Raw genomic sequence first — 7738 nt, 5'->3', positions numbered from 1 at the left:
CAAGCTCGCCGGCGGCGTCCACCGTCTCGACGGCCAGCTCATGGTCGTCCTCGACGTCGATCGCGTCCTCGAACTCGAAACCAAAGTGCAAATGGCTGCGTGAGCCCAACAACATCGAAGCCGGAGAATAAAAATGAAGACATGTTTGGTCGTCGATGATTCCAGCGTCGTGCGCAAGATCGCGCGCCGCATCCTGGAAGGCCTGGAATTCGAAGTCACAGAAGCCGAGGACGGCTCGAGGGCGCTGGAGATCTGCCAGCAGAAGCTACCCGATGCCGTGCTGCTCGACTGGAACATGCCGGTCATGGACGGCTTCGAATTCATGGGCCACATGCGCCGCTTGCCCGGCGGCGACCGGCCCAAGGTGGTGTTCTGCACCACCGAGAACAACGTCGCCCACATCGCCCAGGCGCTCAGCGGCGGCGCCAACGAGTACATCATGAAGCCGTTCGACAAGGACATCATCGCCGACAAGTTCGCTGAAGTCGGCTTGATCCCGGTCGGACAAGCCTTTGCCTAAGCCTTCCTGGCTTGAGTGTTCCGGTAATCCTGAAAGAGGCTGCCCTGTGACCCCGCCCGAGTACGAGTATCTGCGGAAGTTCCTGAGAGACCATTCCGGTCTCGACCTGTCTGCCGACAAGCAATATCTGATCGAGAGCCGGCTATTGCCGCTCGCGCGCAAGGCCGGACTCTCCGGCATCGGCGAGCTCGTCCAGAAACTGCAAGCTGGTTCGAGCGCGCTGATCACCAGCGTGGTCGAAGCGATGACCACCAACGAGACCTTCTTCTTCCGCGACAAGGTCCCGTTCGATCATTTCCGCGATACGATCATGCCGGAGGTGCTGAAGGCGCGCGCGGCGCGCCGGAGCGTGCGCATCTGGTGCGCCGCCGGTTCGACCGGGCAAGAGCCCTATTCGCTGGCGATGAGCCTGAAGGAGATGGGCGCGGCGCTCACCGGCTGGCGGGTCGAGATCATCGCCACCGACCTGTCGCAGGAGGTTTTGGAGAAATCCAAGGCGGGCATCTACAGCCAGTTCGAGGTGCAACGCGGCCTGCCCATCCAGCTCCTGGTCAAATATTTCAAGCAGACCGGCGAGACCTGGCAGATCAATCCCGAGCTGCGGGCCATGATCCAGCATCGGCAGCTCAACCTGCTGCACGACTTCTCCCAGCTCGGCACCTTCGATGTGATCTTCTGCCGCAACGTGCTGATCTATTTCGACCAGGAGACCAAGATCAACATCTTCAACCGCCTCGCGCGTCAGGTCGAGGGCGACGGCTTCCTGGTGCTCGGGGCGGCGGAAACCGTGGTCGGGCTGACCGACAGCTTCCGTCCGGTTCCGGAACGGCGCGGCCTCTACAAGCCCAATGACGCACGCAGCGCCGGCGCAAGGCCCGTGATCGCTGCGGCGCCTCCGAGGACCGCTGCGATGGCAGGGCTGCGCGCATGAGCGAGGATGGCAAGGGTGCGGAACGTGGCGTCGCGATTGCAAGCTCAACGCGATTTCCGACACCGATGCCATCCTCACGGTCGAAGGCTCGATCCAGGGTCTGAACCTCAAGGAATTTTTTCTCCTGTTGTCCTCGACGGGCCTTGCCTATCGCCGTTGCGAGTTGGTGCGCGTCAACGGCGCGGAAATGGACATCCAGTTCCTGCGCGGCAAGAACAAGAAGAAGCGCGCCGCCGCGGGTCATGACGCAATAGTCTGAGCACGGCAGCGGCCTCTTGCTCGCTTTCTTAACGCGTTGTGTCGGATTTGCTCAAAACATCCGATTGAATTCGCGGCCTCCATTTTACGCGGCCTAAGCGCGTGCGCTGTATGAATTGCCGGTCTCAATCGCAGGATCCGGTGATGCCAAGAAGCTCCTTCTCCTCTCTCCCGTCAAACCTGTCTGATGCCGGCGAACGGCGCCCGCTGCAGCTTCTGGTCGTCGATGACGATGCCACGCAGCGCAGCCTGATCACGGTCGCAGCCAAGCATGCTGGCCATGAGGTGACCGTGGCGTCCTCTGTTTCGGAGGCGATCAGCAAGCTTCGCGCCGGGCGCTTCGACTGTGTGACGCTCGATCTCGTGCTGGAGGACGGCGACGGCATCGAGGTGCTGCGCGTGATGTCGGAGGCGAAATTCGCGGGCTCCGTGATTGTCATCAGCGGCATGGATGCCCGGCGCCGCAGTGCCGCCCGCCACTTTGCCCGCTCCGTGGGGATCGAACTGCAGAGCCTGCCGAAGCCGCTGGATCTCGCGGCGCTCCGTATCAGCCTCGCCAATCTCGGCAAGACCGCGATGGGTCTGCCGACGATGCATACCTGGGGCGGCGTCGCCACCGATGCAATCGTGGAGCGTCACCGCGCCTAAGACGCGCGGACTCAGCCGATCAGGCGCGGCTGCCCCGCCGCTGCGGTCGTGGTTTCAGCCAATCTGCCGGAATCAGAGAGCGATTTTAAGGCGACGTCGAGACCGACCCAGCAGGCGCCGAGCGCCGCGCTCGCCGTGGCGTAGCGGGGCGTGACGTCGTCCAGCACGAAGACGTCGATGGAACCCGGCGGATCGCAGGCGTCAACCAGCGTGATCGCGGCCTCGATCCGGCGTATGCTGGTCTCGATCTGCGCGATCAAAGAGCGAAGATCGGCCGCGATCAACTGACGGCTGTCGGAAATGGCCGCCGCGACACGCGGATCGGTGCCAGCAAAATTTTGCATGGATATTCTCCGTCCCCCAGCCATTAGGCACTACGCCGCTACTTGTGCGTTAACTTCATGTCCCGTACAAATGCGGGGTGGGCCGAATCCGTGCCGATCGCCAAAACGCTTGGCGCGGACACAAGTCTTCTCATGCCGGATGGACGTGGCACATGGCCGAAAAAACCTCCCGTGGCGAGATCTTTGTGGTCGACGACGACCCTGCCGTTCGCGACACCCTGTCGATGGTGTTGAAGGCGGCGGGCTATGAGGTGATCTGTTTTGCCGACGGCGCCGCGCTGCTCGCGGTCGCGCGAAACCGCACGCCCGCCGCGATCCTGCTCGACGTCCACATTCCCGGCAAGTCGGGCCTCGACATTTTGAGAGAATTGCACGGCGAGGATTATCCCGCGCCGATCTTCATGATCTCCGGGCAGGGCGATATCTCGATGGCGGTCAGCGCCATCAAGAACGGCGCACTCGACTTCATCGAGAAGCCGTTCCGCGGCAGCGAGATCGTCAACCGGCTCGACGAGGCAATTGGGGCGTATGCACGTCGGCAGGCGGAGAGCGCCTCGCCCAAGTTCGGTCAGCTCCACTTTCCCGGACGCGAGCCCCTGACCCGGCGTGAGCGCGAGGTGCTCGAGCAGTTCGCCGCGGGCGCCTCCAACAAGGAAGCCGGCCGCACGCTCGGGATCAGTCCGCGCACCATCGAGGACCATCGCGCCAACATCATGAAGAAGCTCGGTGCCCGGAACGCGGCCGATCTGATCCGCATCGTGATGACGGCCGCGCAACGCGCGTCGTAGACGATCCTCTCTCGTGCCCCGGACGCAGCGCGTCACGCAGTGATGCGCTGCTGAGCTGTGCCCATCTCTCCAGTTTAGAGCAAGCGTTGTGGGTCCCGGCTCTGCACAGCAGCGCTGGCGCGCTGCAGTGCGTCCGGGACACGAGAGAAAGCGCGAAACGCTTACCTCAGCCGCCCAGCGCCTTGCGTAAAATCCTTGCGAGATCCGACTTGCGGTACGGCTTGGCGAGCAGCAGCACGCCGGAGTCCAATCGTCCGTGATGGATGATCGCGTTCTCGGTATAGCCTGATGTGTAGACCACTTTGAGATCTGGCCTGGTCTTCAGGATTTCGTTGGCAAGCTGCCGGCCGTTCATCTTGCCCGGCATGATCACGTCGGTGAACAGGAGGTCGAACGGCTTTCCGGCCGCGACGATTGCCAGCGCGTCAGCCGCATTGGCCGCCTGCAACGTCGCGTAGCCCAGCGAGTGCAGCTGCGCCAACACATAGTCGCGCACCAGGCGGTCGTCCTCGACCACCAAGATCGTCTCGTCTCCGCCCTCGATCGTGGCCGGCGTCACGCCCTCGCTGCTCGCAGTCGCCGTCACGCCGGGCGGCAGGTACATCTTGATCGTGGTGCCGTGTCCCTCTTCGCTGTAGATCCTGATATGGCCGGCGGATTGCTTGATGAAGCCATAGACCATGGAGAGGCCGAGCCCGGTGCCCTTGCCGGGTCCCTTCGAGGTGAAGAAGGGATCGAACACCCGGTCCAGGAGCTTTGCCGGAATGCCGGCGCCGGTGTCGCTGACCGCGATCAGCACGTAGTGACCGGGGCGGATGTCGTTGATGTTGGCGTAGACCTCGTCGAGATAGGCAGCTCCCGTCTCCAGGATCAGCTTGCCGCCGTTCGGCATGGCGTCGCGGGCATTGAGCGCCAGATTTAGAAGGGCGGTGGTGAGCTGGTTGGGATCGACGATCGCCACGCAGCCTTCCGCCTCGAACACGGATTCGATCTGGATCTGCTCGCCCAGCGTCGGGCGCAGCAGCTTGGCCGTGTCGACGATCAACGAATTGACGTCGATCTCGCGCGGTTGCAGCGGCTGCTTGCGCGCAAAGGCGAGCAGGTGCTGGGTCAGCTCGGCGCCGCGCGCTGCGGCCTCGTCGATCATCTTGGTGATGGCGGCAAGCTGCGGCTCCTTCTCGACTGCTTCCGCCAAAATCTCGATCGTCCCGGTAATGACGGTGAGGATGTTGTTGAAGTCGTGCGCCACGCCGCCGGTGAGCTGTCCGACCGCCTCCATCTTCTCGGCGTGGCGGATACGTTCCTCGGCCGCGATCTTGTCGGTGAGGTCGCGGTAAAAGACATTGAACAGCAGTCCTTCGCGACGGTTCAGCGCGGTGACGCTCAGCTCGGCCTCGAACTCCTTGCCGTCTCGGCGGCGGACCATCATCTCGCGCCGGCGCTCGAGGAGCGTGCCGTCTCCCGAGGTCACGAAGCGTTGCAGACCGGCCTTGATCGTTTCGCGCTCGCTCTCGGCGACGATCAGGTCGATGTTGTTCCTGCCCAGTGCCTGGTCACGCGACCAGCCGAACAGCTTTTCTGCCTGCGAGTTCCAGGCCAGGATGGTGCCGTTCTCGTCGGTCTGGACGAAGGCGTCGAGCGATGTCTCGATGATGTTGCGGGCGAGCTGCTCGCTTTCCCGTAGCGATTCCTGTGCAAGCCGGGCTTCGGTCATGTCGCGCCCGACGAAATAGAAGCGCTTCATCTCGGCAGACCAGGTCCCGAGCCAGGAGAGCCAGACCTCGTGCCCGTCCTTGTGGAGGCAGCGAGTGTCGGCGAGCTTCGGCCGTTCGCCGCGCCGCAAGGCCCGCATATCCTCGCGTGACCGCTCCAGATGATCGGGATGGATGAAGTCGGCGCCGCTGCGGCCGACCATCTCCTGCGGCCGATATCCGAGGATGGCTTCGGAGCTCGGACTGATCTGGGCGACATAGCCCCTCGCATCCATGATCATGATCAGGTCCTGCGAGGCGTCGAAGATCCGCCGGCGTTCCTCAAGCTGTTGCTGTAGCGCCCGCTCGGTGCGTCTGGCTTCGGTGATGTCACGAGCCGATCCGGACGCGCCGATGATCTCGCCGCCAGGACCCTTGATCGGCGACAGGCTGAGCGCGATCTCGACAGGGGTGCCGTCCTTGCGCAGGCGCACCGTCTCGAAGCGCTCGATCGGCTCGCCGCGTGCGATCCGTCGCAGATAATCCTTGCCCTGCTCGCGGCGGTCGGGAGGCACGATGATCGAGGTGTGCTTGCCGATCGCCTCGTCCGCCGAATAGCCATAGAGCCGTTCCGCCGCGGGATTCCAGCCGGTGATGATGGCGTCGAGCGACTGCATGACGATTGCATCGTCGGAGGATTCGACCGCAGCATTGAACAGGCGCTCGCGCGCGGCATGATGGCTTCGCGCGGCCTCAGTGCGGCGGTGCTCGCGGACCTCGCGTTCGAGAGCCGCGGTCTTGGCCTGCACCTCCGCTACCATGCGCGCGAAGGCCCGTGCGAGTGCGCCGGTTTCGCCCGGCGCATCGACCGGAATGGCGATCTCGCCGCCTCGGCCGACGGTCTCGACGGCGCGCGTCAGTTGCACGACCGGCCGTGTCAGGGTTCTCGCGAGGAGGAGCGCCAACGCGGCTGCGCCAAGCACCGCAATCAAGCCGACCGACAACGTCGTGTTCTGGATCGCCGCGGCGAAACGGGCGAAAGTCGTGTTGGGGGCAATCTCGATGATTCCGAGCCACTCTTTGCCGGCTAGTAGCGCCGGCGCGAAAGCTGCGCCGCCAACCCGGCCTCGCGCATCCCTGACGACTTGGCCAGCACCCTTGCTGGCCCCGATCAGACCCGCAAAATAGGGAAAATCCTTCACCCAATTGTTGGGCTCGCCGCGCGCAAGGCCGAACTCGCGGCTGCGGTCGGGATGCACGATATAGTCGCCGCGCGCATTCACGACGTAGAGCTGCTCGCCCGGGCGGACCAGCGAACGGAGACGCTCCAGCGCCGGACGCATATCGACATTGACGAGGATGATTCCGAACGGCTTGCCGTCCGGCGTGAACAGCGCAGAGGCCACGCGCAGCGTCGGTGTGTGGGCTGTCGTCGTGCCGCCCCGATCACTCGCCGGTTCGAGTTGCGAGACGTAGAGCTCGCCCGGGGGAAGACGAATCGTGTCCTGGAAGTAGGTGCGTTCACCCTTGCGTTGGAGCTCGTCATTCGGAGCAACCCGCGCCGAGCCGCCGGGGCCGGTTCGGTCCACCCGGACCAGCTCCGGCTCGCTCTCCTCGACACCGATAATACGAAACTGCGCGTAAGCCGGCTTGGAATCGATCTCGGCGGCAAGGCGCGCCGCGAGGCGGTCGCGCCAGGTTTTCTCGGACACGCCATCCTGCGTGTCGGTCCCGCCCGCAATATGCGCGCGGATCAGGCCGTTGAGTGCGGCTGCCGCGCGGTAGCTGGCGATATCGCCGCGCGCGCCGGCGACGTAGCCTTCGATGTCGGATGCCAGCAGCCGCGAGTGGGTCTCGAGCCGATCGATCACCCGCGGCAGAACGGCCTGCTCGACGCTCGAGGAGCTCAGCCAGCCCACCGCAGCCACGGTCACCGCAACCAGCAGAGTCATGGCGATAGCGAGCCGCGTCGCCAGCGTCATGTCGCGCGTCTCGCGGTTTCGGGCACGGTTCGGCTTGTCCTGGTGCGTCGCAGAACCGCTGCCCTCATCATCTGCCGCTGGTGCTGGCATCAGGAGTCCTTGGCTTCCTCGCCTGGAGGCAATCGTCGACGGCCGCAAGCAGCGCCCCGGGGCGGAACGGCTTGGGCAAGCTCGCCACTGCGCCGAGCCTCGTCGCCATCTTCAGGAAGTCCGGCTCGGCGTAGGCGTCGGGCGCGGCCGACCGGCCGGAAATCACGATGATCGGCACCGCCGGCGCTCGCGCCCGGATGTGCCGCATCGTCTCCAGTCCATCCATTCCGGGCATGAAAATATCCAGGAACAACAGCTCGAACTGACCTGCCTCGAACAGTGCAAGGCCCTGGCGGCCGTCGCCGGCGACCGTTACGCGGTGACCAGCCCTCTCCAGCAGCAGCCGGATCGTCATCTGCACGGCCGGATCGTCATCCACGATCAGGATGTTGGCCAAGTTCCAGTCCCCCGAGCCTGGTCCAGGTCGACCATGTCGGTCGAAGCAGGGACTGGGAAATTGTTGCGCGGATTCCGCGTAACCTGCAA

At 64.4% G+C, this 7738-nt stretch carries 7 protein-coding genes and 2 pseudogenes; 6 read left to right on the top strand and 3 right to left on the bottom strand.

The window, feature by feature from the left end:
- The 5 genes and pseudogenes from SO139_RS27370 to SO139_RS27350 all read left to right on the top strand — a co-directional run.
- Nucleotides 1-103: pseudogene (locus tag SO139_RS27370) on the top strand (chemotaxis protein CheW); the annotation flags it as partial.
- Nucleotides 104-133: 30 nt separating this feature from the next.
- Nucleotides 134-520 carry a response regulator gene (locus SO139_RS27365; RefSeq protein WP_449384155.1) on the top strand — a complete coding sequence of 129 codons (387 nt, stop codon included), beginning with the start codon at nucleotides 134-136 and terminating at the stop codon, nucleotides 518-520.
- A 46-nt stretch (nucleotides 521-566) separates the two neighbouring features.
- On the top strand, nucleotides 567-1451 hold the full coding sequence (locus SO139_RS27360) for a CheR family methyltransferase (RefSeq protein ID WP_498540970.1): 885 nt from the start codon (nucleotides 567-569) through the stop codon (nucleotides 1449-1451).
- A 19-nt stretch (nucleotides 1452-1470) separates the two neighbouring features.
- Nucleotides 1471-1710 (top strand): annotated as a pseudogene (locus SO139_RS27355) (PilZ domain-containing protein); the annotation flags it as partial.
- Between the two features lie 143 nt (nucleotides 1711-1853).
- Complete coding sequence (locus tag SO139_RS27350) at nucleotides 1854-2357, top strand: response regulator (RefSeq protein WP_498540969.1); 504 nt, start codon at nucleotides 1854-1856, stop codon at nucleotides 2355-2357.
- Nucleotides 2358-2368: 11 nt separating this feature from the next.
- On the opposite strand, the gene SO139_RS27345 is transcribed toward SO139_RS27350, so the two are convergent.
- Nucleotides 2369-2701, bottom strand: a complete 333-nt coding sequence (locus tag SO139_RS27345) for a hypothetical protein (RefSeq protein WP_498540968.1) — start codon at nucleotides 2699-2701, stop codon at nucleotides 2369-2371.
- Between the two features lie 152 nt (nucleotides 2702-2853).
- Here SO139_RS27345 and SO139_RS27340 point away from each other — a divergent pair, with 152 nt between their 5' ends.
- Nucleotides 2854-3489: a response regulator transcription factor gene (locus tag SO139_RS27340; protein WP_449384159.1), complete on the top strand. Its 636-nt coding sequence runs from the start codon at nucleotides 2854-2856 to the stop codon at nucleotides 3487-3489.
- 166 nt (nucleotides 3490-3655) lie between these two features.
- Here the strand turns inward: SO139_RS27340 and SO139_RS27335 are convergent, their stop codons facing one another.
- Both SO139_RS27335 and SO139_RS27330 read right to left on the bottom strand, forming a co-directional pair.
- On the bottom strand, nucleotides 3656-7252 hold the full coding sequence (locus SO139_RS27335) for a PAS domain S-box protein (RefSeq protein ID WP_498540967.1): 3597 nt from the start codon (nucleotides 7250-7252) through the stop codon (nucleotides 3656-3658).
- Nucleotides 7230-7649 carry a response regulator gene (locus SO139_RS27330; protein WP_449384161.1) on the bottom strand — a complete coding sequence of 140 codons (420 nt, stop codon included), beginning with the start codon at nucleotides 7647-7649 and terminating at the stop codon, nucleotides 7230-7232. The genes SO139_RS27335 and SO139_RS27330 overlap by 23 nt, the downstream gene beginning before the upstream one ends.
- Between the last annotated feature and the right edge of the window lie 89 nt (nucleotides 7650-7738).

The organism is Bradyrhizobium sp. UFLA05-89 (assembly GCF_059803475.1).
This window is presented reverse-complemented; position numbering and strand designations above follow the sequence as displayed.